18 protein-coding genes, 2 tRNA genes and 1 pseudogene are annotated in these 25,702 nt (G+C 34.6%); 8 read left to right on the top strand and 13 right to left on the bottom strand.

From position 1 onward, the window contains the following. The first annotated feature begins 2 nt into the window (after positions 1-2). Positions 3-953, top strand: coding sequence for a tRNA dihydrouridine synthase DusB (dusB, locus tag OPR42_RS05900; protein ID WP_265042109.1), 951 nt, complete (start codon positions 3-5; stop codon positions 951-953). Between the two features lie 34 nt (positions 954-987). On the opposite strand, the gene OPR42_RS05895 is transcribed toward dusB, so the two are convergent. From OPR42_RS05895 to rpsL, 12 genes are all read right to left on the bottom strand, one after another. Further along, positions 988-9,507 carry a DNA-directed RNA polymerase subunit beta/beta' gene (locus OPR42_RS05895; RefSeq protein ID WP_265042108.1) on the bottom strand — a complete coding sequence of 2,840 codons (8,520 nt, stop codon included), beginning with the start codon at positions 9,505-9,507 and terminating at the stop codon, positions 988-990. A gap of 58 nt (positions 9,508-9,565) precedes the next feature. Continuing rightward, positions 9,566-9,967: a 50S ribosomal protein L7/L12 gene (gene rplL, locus OPR42_RS05890; RefSeq protein ID WP_265042107.1), complete on the bottom strand. Its 402-nt coding sequence runs from the start codon at positions 9,965-9,967 to the stop codon at positions 9,566-9,568. A gap of 26 nt (positions 9,968-9,993) precedes the next feature. Continuing rightward, entirely contained in the window at positions 9,994-10,512 is a 519-nt protein-coding gene (gene rplJ, locus OPR42_RS05885) for a 50S ribosomal protein L10 (RefSeq protein WP_007301987.1), read from the bottom strand. Between the two features lie 12 nt (positions 10,513-10,524). Beyond that, the gene (gene rplA, locus OPR42_RS05880; protein WP_019236646.1) at positions 10,525-11,178 is read right to left on the bottom strand and encodes a 50S ribosomal protein L1; all 654 of its coding nucleotides are present in this window, start codon (positions 11,176-11,178) and stop codon (positions 10,525-10,527) included. A gap of 4 nt (positions 11,179-11,182) precedes the next feature. Further along, positions 11,183-11,623, bottom strand: coding sequence for a 50S ribosomal protein L11 (locus OPR42_RS05875; protein ID WP_010406829.1), 441 nt, complete (start codon positions 11,621-11,623; stop codon positions 11,183-11,185). Between the two features lie 2 nt (positions 11,624-11,625). Further along, complete coding sequence (gene nusG / locus OPR42_RS05870) at positions 11,626-12,462, bottom strand: transcription termination/antitermination protein NusG (RefSeq protein ID WP_010406831.1); 837 nt, start codon at positions 12,460-12,462, stop codon at positions 11,626-11,628. Next, positions 12,452-12,652 (bottom strand): preprotein translocase subunit SecE, encoded by a 201-nt coding sequence (secE, locus tag OPR42_RS05865; protein WP_265042106.1) that lies wholly within the window; start codon positions 12,650-12,652, stop codon positions 12,452-12,454. Before secE ends, nusG begins: the two co-directional genes overlap by 11 nt. Before the next feature lie 19 nt (positions 12,653-12,671). Then, positions 12,672-12,744, bottom strand: a tRNA-Trp gene (locus OPR42_RS05860). Between the two features lie 12 nt (positions 12,745-12,756). Beyond that, positions 12,757-13,929: an elongation factor Tu gene (tuf, locus tag OPR42_RS05855; RefSeq protein WP_265041690.1), complete on the bottom strand. Its 1,173-nt coding sequence runs from the start codon at positions 13,927-13,929 to the stop codon at positions 12,757-12,759. Positions 13,930-13,941: 12 nt separating this feature from the next. Beyond that, positions 13,942-16,017 (bottom strand): elongation factor G, encoded by a 2,076-nt coding sequence (gene fusA, locus OPR42_RS05850; RefSeq protein ID WP_010406835.1) that lies wholly within the window; start codon positions 16,015-16,017, stop codon positions 13,942-13,944. A gap of 21 nt (positions 16,018-16,038) precedes the next feature. After that, positions 16,039-16,515 carry a 30S ribosomal protein S7 gene (rpsG, locus tag OPR42_RS05845; protein WP_006014699.1) on the bottom strand — a complete coding sequence of 159 codons (477 nt, stop codon included), beginning with the start codon at positions 16,513-16,515 and terminating at the stop codon, positions 16,039-16,041. 5 nt (positions 16,516-16,520) lie between these two features. After that, the gene (gene rpsL / locus OPR42_RS05840) at positions 16,521-16,895 is read right to left on the bottom strand and encodes a 30S ribosomal protein S12 (protein WP_010406837.1); all 375 of its coding nucleotides are present in this window, start codon (positions 16,893-16,895) and stop codon (positions 16,521-16,523) included. Between the two features lie 433 nt (positions 16,896-17,328). Between rpsL and prmC the strand changes: the two genes are divergently transcribed. Together prmC and OPR42_RS08825 are read left to right on the top strand one after the other, a co-directional pair. Next, a complete protein-coding gene (prmC, locus tag OPR42_RS05835) occupies positions 17,329-18,180 on the top strand; it encodes a peptide chain release factor N(5)-glutamine methyltransferase (RefSeq protein ID WP_139686898.1) in 852 nt (283 codons plus the stop codon). 81 nt (positions 18,181-18,261) lie between these two features. Next, a pseudogene (locus OPR42_RS08825) lies at positions 18,262-18,685 on the top strand (transposase); the annotation flags it as partial. Positions 18,686-18,896: 211 nt separating this feature from the next. On the opposite strand, the gene OPR42_RS05825 reads toward OPR42_RS08825, so the two are convergent. Further along, positions 18,897-19,496: a BON domain-containing protein gene (locus OPR42_RS05825; RefSeq protein ID WP_265042104.1), complete on the bottom strand. Its 600-nt coding sequence runs from the start codon at positions 19,494-19,496 to the stop codon at positions 18,897-18,899. Between the two features lie 256 nt (positions 19,497-19,752). Here OPR42_RS05825 and OPR42_RS05820 point away from each other — a divergent pair. From OPR42_RS05820 to lon, 5 genes are all read left to right on the top strand, one after another. Next, positions 19,753-19,834 (top strand) — tRNA-Leu (locus tag OPR42_RS05820). Positions 19,835-19,989: 155 nt separating this feature from the next. Further along, on the top strand, positions 19,990-21,333 hold the full coding sequence (tig, locus tag OPR42_RS05815) for a trigger factor (RefSeq protein WP_265042103.1): 1,344 nt from the start codon (positions 19,990-19,992) through the stop codon (positions 21,331-21,333). Between the two features lie 11 nt (positions 21,334-21,344). Beyond that, the gene (gene clpP, locus OPR42_RS05810; protein WP_265042102.1) at positions 21,345-21,971 is read left to right on the top strand and encodes an ATP-dependent Clp endopeptidase proteolytic subunit ClpP; all 627 of its coding nucleotides are present in this window, start codon (positions 21,345-21,347) and stop codon (positions 21,969-21,971) included. Then, positions 21,971-23,248 (top strand): ATP-dependent Clp protease ATP-binding subunit ClpX, encoded by a 1,278-nt coding sequence (gene clpX, locus OPR42_RS05805; protein WP_265042101.1) that lies wholly within the window; start codon positions 21,971-21,973, stop codon positions 23,246-23,248. Before clpP ends, clpX begins: the two co-directional genes overlap by 1 nt. A 15-nt stretch (positions 23,249-23,263) precedes the next feature. After that, on the top strand, positions 23,264-25,690 hold the full coding sequence (gene lon / locus OPR42_RS05800; protein WP_265042100.1) for an endopeptidase La: 2,427 nt from the start codon (positions 23,264-23,266) through the stop codon (positions 25,688-25,690). Positions 25,691-25,702 lie beyond the last annotated feature (12 nt).

Here is a 25,702-nt window from a genome sequence, read left to right as displayed (position 1 = left end):
CTATGTCCCTACAAATAGGAAGTTTGACGATTGATTCTCCAGTTATTTTAGCGCCAATGTCTGGAGTGACTGACTATCCATTTAGGAGTATTGTAAAGAAACTTGGTGCAAGTTTGCTAGTCTCAGAAATGATTGCAAGCAGAGCTATGATCATGCAAACTCGCCAGAGCATGCAAAAAGCAAAAGTCGATGAACTAACCGCTGTACAACTTGCTGGTTGTGAGCCTGATGTTATGGCGGAAGCTGCAAAGTTAAATGAGGGCATGGGTGCAAAAATCATAGATATAAATTTTGGTTGTCCAGTTAAAAAAGTTGTAAACGGTTACGCAGGGTCAGCACTTATGCGTGATGAAAAAAAGGCTGCTGAGATAATAGAAGCTGTAGTCAAGGCAGTGAGTGTGCCAGTTACAGTAAAAATGCGTACTGGATGGAATGACGAAAATCGTAATGCTCCGCGCTTGGCAAAAATTGCAGAAGATTTGGGAGCAAAGATGATTACTGTACATGGAAGGACAAGGGCACAGCTTTATAATGGTCAAGCAGATTGGAAATTCGTTAGAAATGTTAAAGAGCAGGTAAAAATTCCAGTTATAGTAAATGGAGATATTAAGAGTTTGAATGATGTTCAAAGTGCACTTAAAGAATCTGGGGCAGATGGAGTAATGATAGGTCGTGGTGCTTACGGCAAACCTTGGCTGATTAATCAAGCAATAAACTTTTTGAGTGGAAATAAAGTTTCTGAGCCAACAGCCTCAGAGAGATTAAGCATAATACTCAAGCATTATGACAGTATTCTTGAGTACTATGGAAGCGATACAGGAATAAAGATGGCCGGCAAACATATAGGATGGTACAGTAGCGGGCTTCAAAACTCATCTGAATTTCGTGTAAGAGTAAATAACATAATAGACAGCACAGAGGTGAAAGAAAATATAATTGATTTTTTTAGTTAAAAACAGATTAAACATACTACCTCATTAGATATATTCAATTTGACTGATCATAGTGCGATGCCACCACACTCTCTTCTTCATCAGAATGTAATTGATAACTATTATCACTCAGCAATTTTTCGTCATAAGTCTCAATATCAAAATATTTTTCATATTTATCTATATTTTCACAAAGCGAAAGTGCTTTCACCTTATTCATAATCAGACCCGTACCAGCAGGAATTAACCTTCCTACTATAACATTTTCTTTTAACCCACTCAAAGGATCACTCTTTCCGCAAAATGCTGCTTCCGTAAGTACTTTTGTTGTTTCTTGGAAAGAGGCAGCAGAAATAAAGGAATTAGTTTCAAGGCTTGCTCTAGTAATTCCCTGCAGAATAGGAAGATAATGAGCAGGTCGTTTTCCAGAGTTATTCATAGCATCATTTTCTCTATCAATTTCCAGCCTGTCGATATTTTCTCCAATTAAGTACATAGTATCACCAGGATCGGTAATTTCTACTTTTTGTAGCATTTGCTTTAAGATCACTTCTAAATGCTTGTTATCTATGCGCACACCTTGCAATCTATAAACTTGCTGTATTTCAAAAATCATATAGTGTGCTAACGCTTCTAACCCAAGCACACGTAGAATATCATGAAGATCAGGATCGCCATCCATCAATAAATCACCTTTACGCACAAAATCACCTTCATTGACTATTACATGCTTACTTCTTGATACTAAATACTCAACTTGAGAAGCTTGCTCATCTACAGGTTTAATTACTACACTGCGTTTTCCTCTACGGTCTTTTTCAGAGAACGTTACATAGCCATCTATTTCACTAACGATAGCATGCTCTTTAGGACGACGTGCTTCAAATAATTCTATAACCTTAGGCAAGCCACCAGTAATATCACGAGTTCTAACTGACTCTCTCGGCGTTCTTGTGATAACATCACCTGCATGAACCTTTTGGCCATCCTGTACATTAAGCACTGCACCAACTGGTATAAAGTAACATGCTTCCACACCACTTGAAAGTGTTATTACTTTTTCATTATCATCAAGCAGTGCAATACGAGGACGTAAATTAGCTACACCAGAGTGCAATTTCCAATCTTTTACTACTCTATTTGATATTCCTGTAGATTCATCCATCACTTCAGTGATTGAAATTCCATCTTTTAAATCCTGGTAAGATATTGTACCACTCTTTTCCGTAATAATAGGTAGTGTATACGGATCCCATTCCGCAACTTTATCACCAATTTTTACTAACTCACCCTCATTTACATAAAGTTTAGCACCATAAGGCACACTGTGCTTCAATTTTTCACTACCAAGGCTATCAATTAAAACGACTTCACAGGAACGGCTTATCACAATTTTATTTCCGTTTTTATCTATAATTATATTACTATTGTTTAGTTTTATTCTAGCATTAATAGAAGCTATAATATTTGAGGATTCAATACCTCTAGTCATTACCCCACCTATATGGAAAGTACGCATCGTTAACTGAGTACCTGGCTCTCCAACAGACTGAGCAGCAATAACACCAACTGCTTCACCTATTGAAACAATTTTACCAGTTGCAAGGTCTCTTCCATAACACAAAGAACACACACCAGGACTTATTTCACAAGTTAAAGGCGATCTAATTTTTATAGCATCAAGACCTGCAATGTTGATTTGCTTTACTTTACCTTCATCAATTAATTCCCCTGCTTTTAATAATAACTCTTTGGTTACTGGGTTATATATATCATTTGCAGCTGTTCTACCCAGTACAACACTCTCTAGAGATGCAACTATAGTACTACCTTCAACTATAGCTCTTACAATAAGGCCATTTTTCGTTTTACAGTCATGTTTTGTAACTATGCAATTTTGAGATACATCAACCAAGCGACGAGTTAAGTATCCAGAGTTTGCAGTTTTAAGTGCAGTATCAGCTAAACCTTTACGCGCACCGTGAGTAGAATTAAAGTATTCAAATACATTTAATCCTTCGCGAAAATTAGAAATTATAGGTGTTTCTATAATTTCACCAGAAGGTTTGGTCATTAACCCTCGCATTCCTGCTAACTGCTTCATCTGGGAAGTAGAACCTCTTGCACCTGAGCTAACCATCATATATATTGAATTGTACTTACTATTTTCATCATACACAGATATCGCTTTTAACATATCATTCGCTATTATATCTGTGCACTTAGACCACTCATCTATAACTTTATTATACCTCTCACTTTTAGTGATTAGTCCGTCTTGATACTGTGCAGAAAATTTCTTAATTTCACCCCTTGTATAATCAACGTGTGTAGCTTTAGTTTCAGGTATGACCATATCGCAACGACTAAAAGAAGTACCAGAAAATGTAGCATACTCAAAGCCAAGTGTCATCAATTTATCAGAAAATACCACTGTAGCACTTTGACCGCAGCTACGATATACTAAATCAACAATACTAGTTATTTCCTTAACTGTTAATACCTGATTTATTAAATCGAAGCTTAGATTCTCATGTTTAGGAAAAATCTGCCATAATATTAAACGTCCAGGAGTTGTACAAATAGTTTTATACTGAATGTTTCCATCGCTATTGATGTATTCCATTTTGTACTTTATATGAGAATGAATATGTAGAGTACCGTTGTTTAAGGAATGCTCAACTTCACAAAAAGAACAGAAAAGTGGTAAATCATCCTCCTTAAGTTGCTGTAAAGTTAGGTAGTATATACCAAGCACTATATCTTTACTAGGAACTATAATCGGTCTTCCATTAGAAGGACTTAAAACGTTATTAATTGACATCATCAACACTCTAGCTTCAAGTTGAGCTTCCAATGAAATTGGCACATGTACTGCCATTTGATCACCATCAAAGTCAGCGTTAAATGCTGTACAAACAAGTGGATGAAGCTGTATTGCTTTACCTTCAATAAGGACTGGCTCAAAAGCCTGAATACCAAGCCTGTGTAGCGTAGGCGCTCTATTTAGTAAAACAGGATGCTCTTTTATTACTTCTTCAAGCATATCCCAGACTTCTGGCTTTTCTGCTCTTATTAACTTACTAGCAAATTTAATAGTTGGAGCGATTCCATATATTTTAAGCCTTGAGTAAACAAAAGGCTTGAATAACTCAAGAGCCATTCTTTTCGGTAATCCACACTGATTTAGTTTTAAAGTTGGACCAACAACTATTACAGAACGTCCAGAATAATCTACCCTTTTTCCTAAAAGATTCTGACGGAAACGACCTTGCTTTCCTTTCAGCATATCGCTAATAGACTTTTTATACCCAGTAGCGCCAGCTTTATTTACCAGAGCATTACGACGACTATTATCAAAAAGAGAATCAACTGCCTCTTGTAACATTCTTTTCTCATTACGAATCATAATCTCAGGAGGATTCAAACTTAACAATTTTCTCAATCTATTATTTCTATTAATAATAGTTCTATAATGATGATTTAAATCAGAAACTGCAGGTCGACCACTTTCAAGCGATACCAAGGGACGCAAGTCAGGTGGTAAAATAGGTATAGCTGTAAGTATCATCCACTCAGGTCTGTTTCCAGACTTGATAAAATTTTCAACAATACGTAATCTCTTTATAATTTTCTTTCTTCTCATTTCAGAAGCAACAGACTCTAACTCCTGTCTTAAATTCTTCCTAATTTCATGTAAATCAAGGCGTATTAGCAATTCTCTTATAGCTTCAACACCTTGCATAGCTATAAAGCTATCGACCCCATAGCTATCTTTAGCTTCATTATAAGCTTTCTCACTAATAATTTCACCTTTTTCAAAAGAGGAAACAAGAGGATCTATTACAACATAATTATCACTATATAAAATACTTTCGATATCTCTAAGAGACATATCTAATAATGCTCCAATTCTTGAAGGAAGTGACTTCAAAAACCATATATGAGCAACAGGAGATGCAAGCTCTATATGACCCATTCTTTCTCTTCTTACTTTAGAAGATGTAACTTCTACTCCACATTTTTCGCATATACGGCCCCTATGTCTTCTTTTTTTGTACTTTCCACATAAACATTCATCATCATTGACAGGACCAAAAATTTTAGGACAAAATAATCCACCTTTCTCAACTTTGAATGTACGGTAGTTTGCAGTTGAAACATCTGTTATCTCTCCATAAGACATACGTTTAATACTTTCAGGGCTAGCAATGGAAATGCTAACCTCATTAAAAGATTGTGCGATATTAGTGTGAGATATATCTTCAATTACTATGTCATTTTGCTTCAAATCCACATTAAAACACAAGGAACGCAACTCTTTTATCATGACATTAAAGGATTCAGGAATTCCACATTCAAAGTTACTGTCACCTTTTATTACCGATTCATAAATCTTAACCCTGCCATTAATGTCATCAGACTTCACAGTTAACATTTCCTGCAAAGTGTAAGCAGCACCGTAGGCTTGCAGTGCCCAACATTCCATTTCACCAAAACGCTGACCACCAAAATGAGACTTTCCTCCAAGAGGTTGTTGAGTAACCAAACTATAAGGTCCTACTGAACGCGCATGAATTTTACCATCTACTAAGTGATGCAACTTAAGCATGTACATGTAACCAACTGTAACTTTGCGATCAAACTTCTCACCCGAGCAACCATCATATAATACAACTTGCCCAGAGTTATCCAATCCAGCAAGTTCAAATAGCTTTACTATTTGTTCATCTTTTGGACCTTCAAATACAGGTGCAGTAACAGGAATGCCATCACGCAACTTATACGCAAATTCAATGAGGTGATTATCATTAATATCGCGAATGTTATTACAAATAGATAAATTACTGCCACAACTATAAACCTCAATCAGGAAGTGACGTAAACTACTGTGTGCATCTTTACAAGAGTTGAAATAATTCTCTACTAATGTAGTCAATTCATTATTTAATTCATCCTTATTAGGCGTATCTAAAATAGAAGCCGTTATTTCATCATCATTAATATCCTCAAATTTTTTATTATCAAGATATAATGCTGCAAATTTTTCAAAATCATCATCACTGAGAGATCTAATTGCCTCACAAAAAGCACGTTTGATTTTATTGATCTCATCAAGAATATTACCTACTTTTTCTCCTAATTTTTTACAAGCCCAACCTACATGCGTTTCCAATATTTGACCTACATTCATTCGCGAAGGAACGCCAAGAGGGTTAAGAATAATATCAATAGGAGTACCATCTTCTAAATAAGGCATATCTTCTACTGGAACAACTCGAGAAATCACACCTTTATTTCCATGTCTACCAGCCATTTTATCCCCTGGCTGCAAACTATGTTTTACAGCAATAAAAACTTTTACTGACATCGACACACCTTGAGGCAGATCATAGCCTTCATGCAATTTTTCTACTTTTCGCTTAAAGTTTGCTATCGCATGTGATACTTTTTCATCAAAATCTTTTTTTAAGCTCTCAACTTGCTTAGAAATAGATTGGTTTTTCAATCCTATATCCCACCATCCCTCACGTTCAATAAAATTAATACTTTCTCGATCTTGAGAGCCAGAATTAATAAGAATTTTTCTTAATTCATCATAGAAATATTGATTAATAACATTGATTATATGGTCCCGCTCTTTCTCAAAATCATTTACCTCTTTTTGCTTAATAAGAAACGCCCTTTCGTTTTCTTCTTCCCCTCTGCGTGTAAAGACCTGCACATCAATCACTATCCCTTCAATATCTGGAGATGTATATAAAGAGGAATCCACACAATCAAATGACTTTTCACCAAAAATTGTCATTAACAATTTTGTCTCAGGAGGCAATGAAAGAGAATGCTTAGGTGTAACTTTCCCCACCAAAATATAACCTGGACCAACTCTTGTACCAACCTTTACTATACCACTATCATCCAAGTGATAAAGATTTTCTTCATTAACACCGGGTATGGCACGAGTTATTTTTTCCGACCCTAAAGGAGTGTCATGTACAACACATTCAAATTCTTCTATATGAATAGAAGTAAATAGATCTTTTTTAACAACTTCACTAGAAATAATGATTGAGTCTTCAAAATTATAACCTTGCCAAGACATAAAAGCGACTAGCAAGTTTTGGCCAAGTGCCAATTCACCGTTATTAATAGCAGGACCATCAGCTATCACATCACCTTCCTTAACACAATCACCTACATGCACCAGTGGTTTCTGGTTAATACAAGTATTATGGTTAGAACGCTGAAATTTTCTTAGATGATAAATATCTACATCCAAGTAGTTAATTCCTCCTTTGTCAAAAGCACGTATAACTATAGAGTTACTATCTGAGCTGTCAACTATGCCACCACGTTTTGCTAAAACTACAGCACCAGAGCCAGAAGCTACGAAAGATTCCATGCCAGTAGCAACCAAAGGAGCAGTAGGCTTCAATAAAGGTACAGCTTGACGCTGCATATTTGAACCCATTAACGCTCTATTAGCATCATCATTTTCTAAAAATGGAATTAAAGAAGCAGCAACCGATATTACCTGCTTAGGAGATAAATCAATGTAACTTACTTGATTACTATTTACCATTACAAAGGTACCAGCATACCTACAGTATAACATATCATCAACAAAGCAGTTGTTCTCATCAAGCTTTGCGCTGGTATCGGCTATATAATATAAACCTTCATCTATAGAAGACAGATACTCAATTTGATCAGTAACAACCTTATTAACTACTTTCCTATAAGGACTTTCAATGAACCCATATTTATTAATACGAGCGTATATAGCTAAGCTATTAATTAAGCCTATATTCTGCCCCTCAGGAGTTTCAATAGGGCAAATTCTTCCGTAATGAGTTGGATGAACATCACGCACTTCAAATCCCGCCCTCTCTCTTGTTAAACCACCAGGACCTAACGCTGACAACCTTCTTTTATGTGTTATTTCAGATAATGGATTAGTCTGATCCATAAATTGAGATAATTGGGAAGAGTTGAAAAAATCTCTTAAGACATTGGTTAACACTTTTGGATTTATAAAATCAGATGGAGAGACTTTATCTAAACTAGAAGTAGACATAGAATCAACTACTGCCCGTCCCAATTTTAATAATCCAGTTCTAAATTGATTTTCTATAAACTCTCCAACTGAACGGACTCTTCTATTTGCTAAATGATCAATATCATCTACAGATCCTTGACCATCACGTAACAATACTATTTTTCTTATAATTTCAATAATGTCTTCATGTGTTAAAGTAGTTAAATTTTCCTCATAATTTAACCCAAGGCAAGAGTTAAGTTTTAATCTACCAATGTTAGACAAATCATAATATTCCGAACTGAAGAAAAGATTACGAAAAAACTCCTCTACTATCTTTAAAACAGGAACTTCACCAGGACGCAAAACCTTATATATTTCATATAGAGCGTTCTCATAAGACATGTTTTCATCTAAGAAAAGTGTGTTTAATATGTAAGGTCCAACAGAAACATTATCTATGTTCAACACTGATATTTTATCTATAGATAATAATTCAAGCTTTTTTATATCCTCTAATTTTATAGATTCACCAGCAGATAAGACTTTTGTAGAACTAGCACTATCTATTAAATCTTCTGCAAGAAATAAACCACATATAGAATCATAAGGAATTAGATACTCTTTCAATCCGTTATCATATAGATTTTTAGCTAATTTTGAAGTAATACGAACATTAGCTTTGAGTAACACATTGCCTTCAACATTCTTTAAATCAAAAGGAAGCCTCACTCCCTTGAATTTATCAGGGGAAAAAGGTACTCTCCAGCCACTTTTATGTTTTATATACTCTATTTTTTCATAAAATTTATTAAGTATGTCATTATTTGATAAGCCCAAAGCCTTTAATAAAACTGATATTGGCAACTTTCTCTTTCTATCAATACGAAAATACAAATGATCTTTAACATCAAACTCAATATCAAGCCAAGAACCCCTATAAGGAATCACTCTAGCAGAATAGATCAATTTGCCAGAATTGTAAGTTTTTCCCTTATCACTATCAAAAAAGACTCCAGGAGATCTATGCATTTGTGAAACGATAACTTTCTCTACGCCATTGATGATGAAAGTACCTTTATCAGTCATCATAGGCAGTTCACAAAAGCGAACCTCCTGCTCTTCAGCAGATTTTATAACAGTTGCAAGCTTAGAATGATCATCATCTTCTTTAATCTCTTGATATTTTTCAAGAGAAACACCATCCTGCATAATAACAAGACGTATAGAAGCAATAACCTGAGCAGAAAAAGTTATACCACGTTTTATACATTCAGACTCACTATACTTAAGATCATCTACCCTACAATTCAAAAATTCGATAGTAGCCCTATGCAAAGGATCAGATATTGGAAAAATTGTATGAAAGATAGCTTCAAGTCTTTCATTACTCTCATTATTAGGAGTAAAGGAATTATATGACCCCTTTTGGACTTTAACCAAATCCAACAAAGAATCTTTTAAATCAATCGACCTGGAATAAGAAACTCTAGGAACAAAAGCACTAGAAGCACACATATAAGAAGAATCAACCATTAAAATACCTTCACTAATTAAAAGAGCTATATCAACATAAAATTAATATACTAACATTTTATTCAAGCTCAACTTTAGTTGCTCCTGCTTCAATAAGTTTTTGCTTTATTTTTTCTGCTTCGTCTTTAGAAACATTAGCAGTCAAATCTTTTGGTAAAGACTCAACTAATTCTTTCGCTTCTTTTAAATTCAATGTAGAATTAACTTCTCTAATAGCTTTAATCACTCCTATTTTTTTGCTTGCATCAATCTCTTTGATTACAACTTTATATTCAGCTTTTTCTTGAGCAACAGGAGCATTAGCATTATCACTAATAGGCACCCCAGCACCAACAGCTCCACCAAGAAAAGAACCACTAGGCAACCCTATTTTTTCTTCTAGAACTTTTACAAGTTCAGAAGCTTCTAATAGACTTAAAGATAATATTTTATCAACCAAATCACTTGTTACATTATTCATACTGACCACCTTATTTAACAACAAATTTATTTTTTAGAACTATAGTAATCCAAAACTCTCATAAGCCTCATAGAAGATGAATTAATAGACAATGCTAACCGAGCAGGAATATCATAAGATATTAAACGCATAATTTTAACACGCAATTCATCCAGAGAGGGAAGCTTAGCCAATTTGTTAACATCTTCCACTGTTAACAATTCATTTATATGAGCCGCACAAATCACAGACATTTTTTCTTTGTTAGCATTAATAAAATCAACTATTAACTTTGCAGCTTCTACTATAGCACTAGAATATATAATAGCAACAGAACCAGAAAATTTACCTGATAAATAAGAAAATTTACCAGTCCTTTCCAAAGCCAAGCAAGCTAGAGTATTTTTAACTACTAACATCCCACCCATTACAGATTTTAGACTATTCCTAAGAATTAATGAATTGCTAACATTCATAGACTTGAAATTTACCAATATTAAGAAATCATTATTTACAAACACATTCATTATGTTTTGTATAAATTCATCCTTATCTTTACGCTTCACAATTTCGCTCCCTTAAATTATATCTTCTACTTTGTTTATTTTATGAGCTTTACCCATAGTTGAATTTAAAAAAACGCTTTTAAAGTAAACTCCTTTCACAGAAGCAGGTTTATTGTCTCTAATTACTTTAAGAAAGGCCTTTAAATTTTCCAGCAAATCATCAATATCAAATTTAATACTTCCTAATTTACCATGAATAACCCCATTTTTATCCGTCCTGAATTTTATTTGACCAGACTTAATGGTTTTAGTAGCTTCCGCAATGTTAGAAGTCACAGTACCAAATTTAGGGTTAGGCATCAGCCCTTTAGCACCCAATACTTTTGCAATAGGAGTGATTTTTGCCATGAAATCAGGAGTAGTGATGCACCAATCAACATTCAACTTTCTACCTTTTTTTATCTCTTCAATTAAATCTTCTCCTCCTGTAATATCAGCACCAGCTTTTTCAGCTTCTAATAAATGTTTATCTTGAGCAAAAACAGCTACTTTAATATTCTTCCCGATACCTTTAGGCAACACTACTGTACCACGCACCTGCTCTTCAGATTTACGTGAATCTACACCTAAATTGACTGCGATATCAACTGATTCATTAAATTTTGCTGAAGCAGACTCAACAATCTTCTCCAAACACCGCTTAGAATCATCATTATATGTACTCATTTACCTAACCTTCCACAACTTCTATACCCATAGATTTTGCAGTGCCTATAACCATCTTCACTGCTGAATCTTCATTATCCACTTTCATATCAACCATCTTACACTTTGCCACTTTAATGATAGCAGACATAGATAATTTAGCCACTAATTCTTTACCAGAATTACCAGAACCTTTACTTAATTTAGCTTCCTGCTTAAGCAAATAAGCCACAGGCGGACCGCTGACAGTAAAATCATGAGAGCGATCATCCTTTATGGAAATTCTCACTGTTACTAAATCACCTACTTTATAACTAGCGTTAGCAGCGCTAGTAGCTTTATTAAAAGCTTCACAAAATTTAGGAACAGGTATACCACGCGGGCCAAGTACTGAAGCAATTTTCGGTCCTGGAACTGCTTTTCCAGCTTCCATAAGCAAGTTAATCTTAGCAACTACATTACTCATAATTAATCCTCTATTTTCTCTACTTGAGCCAAATCAAGCTCTATTATTGTTGGCTTACCTAAGATTGATACTTCAATATTAATAATTTTTTTCTCATCATTTACCATATCTACCTTACCAGTAAAATTTTGAAAAAGACCATCATTAATTTTTACTTTTTCACCTTTCTCATAACCATAACTCAACTTTTTCGTTTCTTGAGCATTGTAAAGCGCACTACACATTGAGCGAATCTCATTATCCTCAATCACCTTTGGAACATTACCATTTTTCAAAAATCCATAAACCTTAAGAGATTTTGGTATATTATTAATAAAATTTAATACCTCATCGCATAAATTCATGTATAAAAAGACATAACCAGGAAAGGACTTCCTTCGTTTAGCATTTTTTTTAGATTTTAAATCCATCTCACTTAATTCTTCACAAGGAATAAAAACCCTATTAAAATAATTATTAATATTCAATCTCATAGAATTTTCTAATATATATTGGCGCACTTTCTCTTCATAATTAGAGGCAACTCTTAAAATGTACCACTTATATCTATTAAATTCCTTACGTTTTAAAATTACCTCATCATCTGAAATCATCTCAAAATGACCAGACTCATCACCACAAAACCCAGTCATTTGATTCAAAATATTTTTGCTTTCATCACACAGATGCATACATATATATACTTCACATAACTCTTTTATATCAGATTTTACATCACATACTGTCTGATAAGGAATAAACACCTCCTTAAAGTAAACAGTATTGGTTGCCAACTCGCATATATCCTTCTCATACCCGTAATCGACTTTAATGATATACCATTTATACTTATATTCCATAAATAATTCCAAATAAAGTCTTAATTACGTAAAGAAACATAAAATCTACGAAGCAAAAGAAAATCGAAAAGCATAATATAACAGTTATTACAATAAACAAAGATGACAATACCTGCTGTTTTTTTATCCAAGCAATTCTCCTTATTTCTTGCTTTATATCGCAAAAAAAAACATACAGGTTTTTTAACATTTCTACCATAATATTAATGCAGGAGCGATAGGAATTGAACCTACAACCTCTGGTTTTGGAGACCAGCGCTCTACCAATTGAGCTACACTCCTATAATTCAAAGTTTACTCTAAAATTTCCGAAACAACGCCAGAACCAACAGTTCTACCACCTTCCCTTATCGCAAAACGCAATCCTTTATCCATTGCTATTGGTACTTGCAATTCCACTTCTATACTTACATTGTCCCCTGGCATTACCATCTCCTTTCCATCTAGCAATTTTATGCTCCCAGTTACATCCGTTGTCCTTAAATAAAACTGTGGCTGATAATTTCCAAAAAATGGTGTATGCCTTCCTCCTTCTTCTTTCTTCAATATATACACCTCCGCATTAAATTTCTTATGCGGGGTTATTGTCCCTGGTTTTGCCAATACTTGCCCTCTCTCCACTTCTTCTCTCTTTGTTCCTCTTAGTAGTATTCCTACATTGAGTCCTGCACTTCCCTTATCTAGCAACTTCTTAAACATCTCAACACCAGTACATATCGTCTTTTGCGTCGCTTTCAGACCTATTATCTCTATCTCATCCCCTGTCTTTATCTCCCCCTTCTCTATTCTTCCTGTTACTACCGTCCCTCGGCCCGATATTGAAAATACATCTTCTATTGGCAACAAAAACGGCAAATCTATAGGCCTTGGAGGTACTGCCACATACTCATCTAACTTCTCCATCAATTTATCTATTGATTTCTTTCCATACTCACTACTATCATCCTCTAATGCTTTTAACGCAGACCCAACTATCACAGGCACTTCATCACCTGGAAATCCATACTTACTCAGCAACTCTCTCACTTCCATTTCTACCAAATCTATCATATCAGCATCAGCAACATCAGCTTTATTTATATATACCACGATATATCCAACACCCACCTGTTTTGCCAGCAATATATGCTCTCTCGTTTGTGGCATCGGCCCATCAACCCCTGACACTACCAATATCGCTGCATCCATCTGTGCTGCACCTACTATCATATTCTTTACATAATCAGCATGTCCAGGGCAATCAACGTGTGCATAGTGTCTCTTTTCTGTTTGATATTCAACATGCGCTGTTGCTATTGTTATACCTCTCTTTCTCTCTTCTGGCGCTTTATCTATTTGATCATATGCTACAAAATTACCATAATGCTTTGTTATCGCCGCTGTTAACGTTGTCTTCCCATGATCCACATGTCCTATCGTTCCCACGTTTACATGCGGCTTTCCAAATGCTTCTACTATCGCTGTCATAATTACTAACCTTTAATTATACTTTAACTTTAACTCATCAACCACATATTGTGGCACTTGTTCATAACAAGAAAAATGCATACTATACTGAGCTCTTCCCTGAGATATAGAACGCAAAACATTTATATAACCAAACATATTTGCAAGAGGAACCGAAGCAGTAATTATTTTGCTATTATTACCTAAATCCAGCATATCAACAACACTGCCTCTTCTACTATTTATATCACCCATAACATCACCCATATATTCTTCAGGAGTAATGATTTCCACTTTCATTATAGGTTCTAGCATTTTTGGACCAGCTTTATTTGCCATTTCCTTAAAAGCACCTTTAGCAGCAAGTTCAAAAGCCAAAGGACTAGAATCAACATCATGAAAAGCACCATCAAGAAGAGTAGCCTTAAAATCAATCAATGGAAAGCCGGAAATTATACCACCTTCTTTTATCAACTCTAAGCCATTTTGCACTCCAGGTATATACTCTTTTGGAATAGCACCGCCTACAATTTTACTTTCAAACTGAAAGCCAAAACCAGGCTCAAGAGGTTCGAATTTTATTTTAACTTTAGCAAACTGACCAGCACCACCTGATTGTTTTTTATGAGTGTAATCAATTTCAACAGATTTAGTGATAGTTTCACGATATGCAACTTGAGGCGCACCAACGTTAGCTTCAACATTAAACTCGCGCTTCATTCTATCAATAATAATCTCAAGATGCAGCTCACCCATACCTTTCAATATAGTCTGCCCACTCTCTGCATTTACTGACATCCTTAAAGAAGGATCTTCTGCAACCAATCTATTCAAAGCAACACCTAATTTTTCCTGATCTGAGGTGGTTTTCGGTTCTATAGCAATTTCAATAACAGGATCAGGAAATTCCATACGCTCTAATAGTATAGGAAAATCAGATGAACATAAAGTATCACCAGTAATTGTTTTCTTTAATCCAACTAAGGCAACTATATCACCAACTTTAGCTTCGTTTATATCTTCTCTGTTATTTGCATGCATAAGCAACATTCTACCAATTCCTTCAGTCTCATTCTTTCCAGCATTTAACACAGCAGATTTAGATTTTAACTTACCGGAATAAATACGAATAAACGTCAGGCTACCTACAAATTTATCCGTCATCACTTTAAACGCAAGAGCAACGAATTTCTCTTTTTCTGAAGGTTTGATCTCAATTTTCTTTTCTGAATCTTTAGGATCAGTTCCAATAATTACATCAACATCAATAGGAGAGGGTAAAAAATCAACCACACCATCTAAAAGTGATTGCACGCCTTTGTTTTTAAAAGCTGACCCACATAATACAGGGACAAATTTTCCTTTAATGGTCCCGCTTCTCACACACTTTTTCAACAAATCAATTGGCAGATCGTTAGATTCAAAGTAAGTATTTATCGCCTCATCATCCATTTCAGCTGCAGCATCTAATAAAAGATTTCGATACTCTTGAGCCTTATCAAGCAAATCAGAAGGAATATCTTCATAAGAAAATTTAGCGCCTAATGTTTCTTCTTGCCATATAATAGCCTTCATAGAAATAAGATCGATTATGCCTTTAAAATCTTTCTCACTTCCTATTGGCAACTGAATAACTAAAGGTGATGCGCCAAGCTTCGTTTTTATCATATCGACACATCGATAAAAATTTGCCCCGATTCTATCCATTTTATTAACAAAGCAGATACGAGGAACGTTATATTTATCAGCTTGACGCCAAACTGTCTCAGACTGAGGCTCAACTCCAGCAACTCCATCAAATACAGCAACCGCACCATCCAAAACCCTCAAAGATCTCTCAACTTCAATAGTGAAGTCAACATGACCAGGAGTATCTATTATATTAATCCTATGATCATTCCAAAAACATGTTGTTGCAGCAGAGGTAATTGTAATGCCACGCTCCTTCTCTTGCTCCATCCAATCCATAGAAGCTGCACCATCGTGCACTTCACCAATCCTATTTTGTTTGCCAGTATAAAATAAAATACGCTCTGTTGTGGTGGTCTTGCCAGCATCTATATGAGCCATTATTCCTATATTTCTATACCTAGATATTAAAACTTCCATACCACAATCAATCAGCTAATATTAAAAACGAAGATGAGAAAATGCCTTATTAGCTTCAGCCATTTTATACTTTTCTTCACACATCTTAAATGCACCACCACATTTATTATAAGCATCTAATATTTCAGACTGCAAACAATAAACAGTAGTTCTACCGCTCTTTTTTCGAGCAGCAGAAGTTGCTCTAGCAATCCACCTTAATGCCAAAGAAATTGCTCTATCTTGACGAATTTCAACAGGGACTTGATAAGTTGCACCACCAATACGCCGAGAGCGTACTTCTATAGAAGGGGTAACATTTTCTACTGCTGTTTCAAAAATTGATAAGGCATCTTTGCCTATTTTCTTTTCAGCTAAGGACAAAGCACTATAAGCAATCTTTTCTGCAATAGATTTTTTACCACATTTCATAATTATATTAATAAAACGCATAAGCAAGACACTACCATAACGAGAGTCAGGGCTTGTTCTTTTTTTTGCTTTATTACGACGTGCCATAAATTTTAACCAGATTTCTTTACACCATATTTTGAACGAGCTTTCTTTCGATTTTGCACACCACGTAGATCAAGAGCACCTCTTATTATGTGATAACGTACACCCGGCAAATCCTTAACTCGCCCACCACGTATTAAAACAACAGAATGCTCTTGTAAATTATGACCTTCGCCAGGTATATAAGCCGTCACTTCACCGTATCCACTAATCTTTACTCTAGCTACCTTACGTAGTGCTGAATTAGGCTTTCTAGGAGTTGTAGTATATACCTTAGTGCAAACACCCCTTCTTTGAGGATTGCATTTTCCCAAAGCTGGCACCTTCTTCTTGCGAGTTAACCCTGATCTACCTTTACATATTAATTGATTTATCGTAGGCATATACTGTAAACTTAAAACTCTAAAAATAACTAAGTCTTAGTTATAAAATAATAAACCTCAATAGTCAATATAAAAATAAACATTACTACTCTAATAATCTCAGCCTAATTGCTTTGAAAGCTACTGATAATTATATGCTAAAGCGCATATTGGTTTTAATATTAAGAAATTATCACTTGCTGTGGTCTAATTAATATAGATATGGAACAAGTAATATACTGTGATGGCTATCAAAGAATATGCAGAAAATAATGCTTATAATAGAGCCAAGAGCTTCTAACATTAATGCAAAAATACCAACCGAATTACCAGTAAAGCCGGATGATTTTTACAATCCTACTCTTGACACTTAGATTTAATGCAGCTACCCTAAGTTCAAAATTCTATACTCAATTTTGCTGTTCTTGCGTACAAGGAACACGTTTTTAGAATAATGAAAACAATCAGCGCTTTAATTAAAGAAGGGTCAAAGCTACTATCATCACATAGAATTGAATCACCACATTTGGATTGTGAAATCATCATGCAGTACGTACTTGGAGTAGAAAGATCATTCACAATCATGAATCACATCAATCAGGTACCAAGAAACAAAGAACTTCTATTCTGGAAATTAACAAAAAAAAGAGCAGAAAGATATCCAATATCGCAAATAATAGGTAATCGTGAATTCTGGAGTAAAAATTTTATAGTTAACCAACATGTTCTAGATCCAAGACCAGATAGTGAGACAGTAATTTCAACAGTGTTAAAATATTACCAAAATAAGAAGCAAAAAATAAAAATTGCAGATTTTGGCACAGGCACAGGCTGTTTGTTGATCTCCGTACTTAGTGAGTATGAATATGCTATTGGAGTTGGTTTTGAAAAAAGCCTGGAAGCATACAAAATTACCTGCCAGAACACAAAGAAACATAATCTTCTCAACAGAGCTAAAATATTTCCAAATTCGTGGACAGAATGCAGAGATTTATTTGATCTCATAATAAGCAATCCTCCATATATTAAAAGAAGTAAGTTAAAAGATCTGCAAGCTGAAGTGCAAAAAGAGCCAAGAATTGCTCTTGATGGCGGTATCGATGGATTGAGCTGTTACCTGAGTATTTTTCCAATATTGAAAAAGTGCCTTAAAAAAGATGGGTTTGCGATATTGGAAATAGGCGAAGATCAAAGCAATATTGACAAAATAATACCCTTATATGGACTGGCTTTTCAGGAATACGTATACGACTTGGCTGGAATGAAAAGATGCATTGTTGTAAAGCAAGATAAAGAACATGACTAGTAGAACGCTAGCTTTCTAAGAATCTGTTCATAATCTCAAGAAAGGCATAAAGTAAGAAATAGAGTGTATAAATTAGGATATATGAGGAGTGTATACCCAAGTGACATAAGTCGAGAGAAGTTTGAGATTATTTCACCAGATATGGAGTCTTGTGGAAAAAACAAAACCAAGAAAACTTGATTTGTATGATATATTTTGCGAAGTGTTGTACGCCCTAAAAAGTGGTTATCAGTGGAGGATGCTACCAAAAGAGTTTCCAAAATGGCGCAATTGTTATGATTATTTCAAAAATGGAGTGAAAAAGTAAAAGGAAATAAAAAAAAGTATTTTGGAGTGCATGTTAAAAAAAATAGTTAGTGTGGTCCGACAAAACAATGTTTGGAAAGAAAAAATCAGCTTTTGCATAATTGACACTCAGAGTGTAAAGAACGCAGACACTGATAAAGAAAAAGGCTATGACGCTGGTAAAAAAATCTCAGGAATAAAACGCCATATCGCACGAGATATAGATGTTTGCTATTTATTCTTAAGCTTGGGAGTGTTAAATAGCATTTTACTTTTTTTAGTATGTAGAGATTTTCTAGGAATTATTCTATTGAATTCTATGATATTATTTTTTGTAACATTGTTATACATACCATAAGAGTGAACTGACGAAATTTGTAAAGGAGTTTTATGGCTTAGCTACATGGTACTAACACTCAAGTAAATTTTCATCAATGACGCAATTTGCTATGTCTATATCTCACATAGCTTACAACTTGCTTTACTCCTTTTACTTTTCTTGCAATTGCTATTACAGCTTTTAATTCCGCCTTATTTTGAGCTATACCCATCAAATAAACGACTCTATCAACTGTATTAACGCTATAATTAATTGATTTAATATTTCTTTTTCCCAGAAGCCTCGTGCTTACCTCTGCTGTTATCATACCATCTACAGTAACATCTAGCATAGAAGCCATTTTAATTGGTGTGACTCTTATTTCATTTATCACTTCTTTAATCTCTTTTTGCTGCCAAGCTATTTTCTCTGCTGTGAGTTGCTTTTCATGATTATCAACATTTCCAATGAGTAATACTCTTCCTTCACTCACTTTAACTTTTATAGATGAGAACAGTCCGTGTTTTAAGAGTCCCTTATTGATTCTTATTACTATAGTTGTATCATCAATAATGTTTCCCAAGGATTTATCTTGCATTGTTATTGCTGTAGCCGCTGCAGTTGCTGTTACCACTATACCACTCACAAGAGTCGTACAGCCACTCTGTGTAATCAGAAAAATTGCGAGTAAGAAGCTTGCTATTAATCTCATTATTAATTTCCAGAGTTTAGAGCTTTAATTAAAGAATATTAATAAGCTTTTTTTATTGTGTAAATACTATAAATTGAATAAGCCTTGAATATTTCTAAGACAGTACTTATCTCAATAATGTTAGTTAAAGTAATTCAGGCTTAGATTCATAGTGGAGTTAACCAGTATTATAAGTTCAGTCTGTGGTACTAAAATCTAATCTTTAAATTGCATAAGATGAAAGAAGTGGTTATCTATAAGTTAATGAAGGGTTCTTGCGGATATGGCGAAATTGGTAGACGTGCCAGGTTTAGGTCCTGGTGAGCTTGCTCGTGGGGGTTCAAGTCCCTCTATCCGCACTTAAAGTCATGTAACTCAGGTTTTAAGAGAAAATTTATAATCACTAAGTACACTTTTGTTTGTATAAGAACCTGTTCTTAAGGATTGTATTTAACTTAAATTCTGGTAAAATGGCTTTATTAAAACATAAATAAAATATTGATAACAGGTTGTAATGTCTAGTAATATAACTCAAAATGCAGTCGAAGCAGATACATTAAGTAATATATATACCTATAAGGAACTTAGTGTAGATAAAATAAAGTATGAGTATGAAATCACAGTTAGTAGTGATTATATAGAACACAAGATAAACTCTAGATTACAAGAAATAGCGAAGGATGCAAAATTGCCTGGATTTAGATCCGGAAAGATACCTTACGATCTTGTTGTTACAAATTATAAAAACGAAGCTTTGGAATATGTGATAAAAGATACGATTGACTATTGCTCAAGTGATTTAATGAAAAAAATCGAAGTTAAGTCTCACATCCATCCTAAGGTTGATATTATGTCATTACCAAACCTGGATAAAAAGGATGAAAAAGGCGACTTTCTGTACAAATTATCTTTTGAATCGATGCCAAAAGTGCCAGTAATAGATCTTGATAAAATAAATTTGAAGAAAGTTAAGGCAAAAATCAAAGAGGGAGACATAAAAGAATTTATTGATTCTATAAAAACAAAATTTCCTAACTTTGTCTCTGTTGATGATGCTTCTTATCAAGCAAAAAACGAGGATAAACTGATAATTGACTTTGAAGGGCGAATTAGAAATAAGCTCTTTCAAGGTGGAAGTGGCAAAAATTTTACTGTTAATTTAGGATCTGGAACATTTATAAATGGTTTTGAAGATCAATTAATTGGCATGAAAAAAGGGGAAACAAAAAGCTTTAAGTTGAGATTTCCTGAAGATTACCAGGTAATTTCCCTTGCGGGGCAGGAGGCTGCTTTTTCTGTTCGAGTTAATGATATTCAGATTGCCGAAGATTTGCAAAGTGATAATGAAATAGCTAGGAGAATTGGTTTTGAAGATCATTCTTCGCTAATAAATCATGTAAAAGAAGTAATTGATAATCAGTGTAAAGAAATGGGAGATCTCTTAATTAAGAAAGAGCTATTTGATTGTTTGGATGCTAGTTATAGTTTTGATTTGCCTATAGAAGTAGTAAAACAGGAACAGCAGAGAGTGGAAAGAGAGTTGAATGCTAAAGATGATTCTTGTAAAGAAGCTGAAAGACGTGTAAAGCTTGCAATGCTATTTATGGAGTTCAGTAAAGAACATGAAATATCATTAACTCAAAGTGATATTATGAATGTTATTGTAAATCAATATGTCAGTAAAGATGTATCATTTGACAGAGTATTTAAACATTTTAAATCAGACGGACAATTTCAGGAATTAGTTAGAGGGCAAGCGCTTGAGTATAAAGTGACAGATTATATGATAGAAAAAGCTAGTAAAGAAGAACAGATTGTTTCTGTGAAAGAATTAAAGGAATTATTTGATAATATTTGATAGGAAAAGGTATGACTCTTATACCAATTGTAGTTGAACAAACTAGTCGCGGTGAGCGGGCTTATGACATATATTCAAGGCTAGTAAAAGAAAGAATAATTTTCGTAACTGGCCCTATTGAAGACAACATGGCCAGCGTAATAGTAGCACAGCTTTTATTTTTAGAATCGGAAAATTCTGATAAAGACATTCATATGTATATTAATTCGCCAGGCGGTGTTGTAACTGCTGGTTTATCAATCTACGATACAATGCAGTACATAAGTCCAGACGTTTCAACTTTATGTATAGGTCAAGCTGCATCTATGGGTTCTTTGTTGCTTGCAGCTGGTGCGAAAGGTAAGCGCCACTCTCTACCTCATTCAAGAATTATGATACATCAACCATCTGGTGGTTATCAAGGTCAAGCAACTGATATAGAAATACATGCTAAGGAAATTTTGCGAATTAAGAAAAAGCTAAATCAAATTTATGAAAAACATACTGGGCATTCACTCAAGAAGATTGAAGGAATGATGGAAAGAGATAAATTTTTGGATCCTATAGAAGCAATGAAACTTGGCTTGATTGATAAAGTAATAGCTGAGCGTAAAGATATGAAGATTGAAAATATTAAAGTTAAACAAAAGGTAGTTTAATGGATAACAATAATGATTTACACTACTGTTCTTTTTGTAACAAGGCACAAAACGAAGTAGATAAATTGATTACTAACTCTTCAGATGGTTTAAAGGTGTTCATTTGTAATGAATGCATAGAGTTATCCCATAAAGCAATAAGTCAAAAGAAAGAGAGAGCTTTTAATTCAGATCATATATCTGATATGAAGCTATTACTAAAGAAACCTGAAGATATAAAAAATTTTCTTAGTAAGCATGTTGTAGGTCAGGAACATGCGCAACACGTTTTATCTGTGGCTATGTATAACCATTGTCAATCCATGGTGCAACTTCATTCTATAAGTGATATTGAAATTGAGAAGTCAAATATAATGCTTATTGGCCCTACTGGTTCTGGTAAGACTTTGCTAGCAAAAACACTTGCTAAAGTTTCAGATGTGCCATTTGCTATGGCCGATGCGACAACTTTGACTGAGGCAGGTTATGTAGGTGATGATGTAGAAAGCGTGTTGTCACGTCTATTACAAGCTGCAAATTATGATGTTGCAAAGGCACAGCATGGTATAGTGTTTATCGATGAAATAGACAAGATCACAAGAAAGTCTGAAAGCGCTTCAATAACCCGTGATGTTTCAGGTGAAGGGGTCCAACAAGCTCTACTAAAAATCATGGAAGGTACGGTTGCTTATGTTCCTCCACAAGGAGGGCGAAAACACCCGCAACAAGAGTTTATACAAGTAGACACTAGTAACATACTATTTATTTGTGGAGGAGCTTTTGAAGGCCTAAATAAAATTATTGAAGCAAGAAAAAAGGGAACGTCAGTTGGCTTTGGTGCGGACATAAGTCAGTCTAAAGAACAAAAGAAAAAAAATGCTTTACATGATGTTCAACCTGAGGACTTAATCAAATTCGGTTTGATACCCGAATTTGTAGGACGGGTTCCAATAACTGCTGTTCTAGATGAGCTGGATCACGAGGATTTAATACATGTGTTGACAGAGCCAAGAAATGCGCTAGTAAAACAATATAAAGCATTGCTTGCATTTAGTAAAGTAAACCTTGAGTTTTCAGATGAAGCAATATCAGCTATTGCTAAAAAAGCTATAAGCTATAAAACAGGTGCAAGGATGTTACGTGCTATCTTAGAGTCACTTTTGCTTGATGTTATGTATACAGCTGGCAATGGAGGTTTTGAAGGTAGCGCTATAACGGTTACTAAGAAAATGGTAGAATTAGGCAAAGCGACTATTAATCATAATAATAAGGGTAGTGTTATAACGGTTAATGATTAATTTGAGGCATATATTATGAGTATTGGACGTGCTGTAAACTTTAATTCTACTGTATTACCAGTATTACCTCTAAGAGATGTAGTAATTTTTCCAAATATAATGTTGCCTTTATTCGTAGGTAGAGAAAAATCTGTTCATGCACTAGAGTATGCAATAAGTAGCAGTAGTCACCAAAACGAGATTTTTCTCATAGCACAAAAAGATGGTTCTATTGATAATCCAGAGCCAGAGAATCTTTATGAAGTAGGCGTGTTAGCAAACATTATACAACCATTAATAAAACTGCCTGACAATGCAGTAAAAGTCATGATTCATGGGGTAAGAAGGGGAAGAGTTATAGAATATATTAGCTCTCACACTTTGTTACAGGCCAGAGTAGCGTTAGATGGTCATTATGAGTATGGAGAAAATGAAGATAATATTGATTTAGAAGCTTTAAGGCGTTCTGTTATAGATGCATTCGACAATTGGTGTAAACTAAGCAAGAAAAGTCGACCCGAGATTATTATTGACCCCATTGATCAAGTTAAAGAGGTTAATCAAATTGTAGATATGATAGCTTCGCACTTAAATATAAAGGTATCAGATAAGCAAAACATACTTGAAGTTTATAACCCAAAAGAGCGTTTAAAAAAAGTTTTTGCTCTTATTGAGAGAGAAATAAGTATTTTGAGTGCACAAAACCGCTTGTATAAGACAATTAAATCACAGGTTGAAAGTACTCAAAAAGTTTACTACCTTAATGAGCAATTAAAAGCTATACAGAAAGAATTAGGTGAGTTTGAAAATGGAGATGAAGGGAATATACTCAATGAATTTGAAAAAAAGATAAATGAAACAAAGCTTTCTGAGGAAGCAAAAGAGAAAGCCATAACTGACTTAAAGAGATATAAGAAAATGAATCCCATTTCTCCTGAAGCAACAGTTATATCTAGTTACTTGCATTGGTTGCTTGATTTGCCATGGGGAAAGTACAAAGATGCAAAAATTAACTTAAATGCGGCTAAAAAAATCTTAGATGAAAATCATTATGGCATAGAGAAAGTAAAAGATAGAATAATAGAATTTTTAGCAGTATTAAAGAGAGTAAAAGAGATAAAGGGTCCTATACTTTGCTTAGTTGGACCACCTGGTGTTGGTAAAACTTCTTTAGCTAAGTCTATGGCAAAAGCAGTAGGAAGAGATTTTGTTCGCATATCTCTTGGTGGTATACGTGATGAGTCTGAAATACGAGGACACAGAAAAACTTATATTGGCTCAATGCCTGGTAAAATCATTCAACACATGAAAAAAGCTAATTCATGCAACCCGCTTTTTCTGCTTGATGAAATAGATAAGATGGGTTCTGATTCGCGTGGTGATCCTGCATCTGCATTACTTGAGGTTTTGGATACTGAGCACAATAAACACTTTACGGATCATTACTTGGAAGTTGAATTTGATCTTTCAAGTGTAATGTTTGTAGCTACGGCAAACAGCTTAAATTTGCCACATCCTTTGCGTGATAGGATGGAAATTATACAATTATCTGGATATAGCGAAGATGAGAAGATCAGTATTGCTACGCATCACCTTATTCCAAAATTAAAAAAAGAGCATGGTTTGCATCAGAAGGAGTGGAAAATAACCAATGAAGCATTATACGAGTTGATACGTTTATATACACGTGAAAGCGGCGTGCGAAGCATGGAAAGGGAACTTGCAAAACTCATGAGAAAGGCAGTTAAAGCAATATTAACTGATAAAAATAAGAAAATATCCGTAGAGACTGGTAATTTACAAGATTACCTAGGGGTACGTAAGTATACCTTTGGCATTGCAGAAAATGAGAGTTTGGTAGGGGTAGTAACTGGTCTCGCCTATACTGAAACAGGTGGTGATATTTTGATGATAGAATCAGTCCTAATTCCGGGCAAGGGAGAAATAAAATACACAGGAAAGCTTGGAGAGGTTATGCAAGAATCTATAAAAGCTGCGTATAGTTATGTGCGATCAAATTGTTTATTTTTCGGTATAAAACCCGAAAAATTTCAAAATAATGATATACATTTGCATGTACCTGAGGGTGCTGTGCCAAAAGATGGTCCCTCTGCTGGCAGTGCAGTATGTACATCTATTGTTTCTCTTATGACAAATATACCAGTTAACAAAAGTGTTGCTATGACAGGTGAAGTAACATTGCGTGGTAGAGTGTTGGCTATTGGGGGTTTGAGAGAAAAATTGCTTGCTGCGCTAAGAGGATCAATCAAAACTGTGATTATACCAAGTGAAAATGAGAAAGATATGCAGGAGATTCCCTCAAATATTAAAGAAGGGATCAACGTAATTTTTGCTAAGAATATTGATGAAGTTATAAAAATTGCTTTAACTCACCCTATTACTTCAATTGATGGTGATAATCAAAATAGTCTTGTATCTTGTAAAAAGCATCTAATGTTTTAAGCTTAAGCATTA

The organism is Wolbachia endosymbiont (group B) of Melanostoma mellinum (assembly GCF_947251465.1).
In the GTDB taxonomy this organism is placed as follows: domain Bacteria; phylum Pseudomonadota; class Alphaproteobacteria; order Rickettsiales; family Anaplasmataceae; genus Wolbachia.
This window is presented reverse-complemented; position numbering and strand designations above follow the sequence as displayed.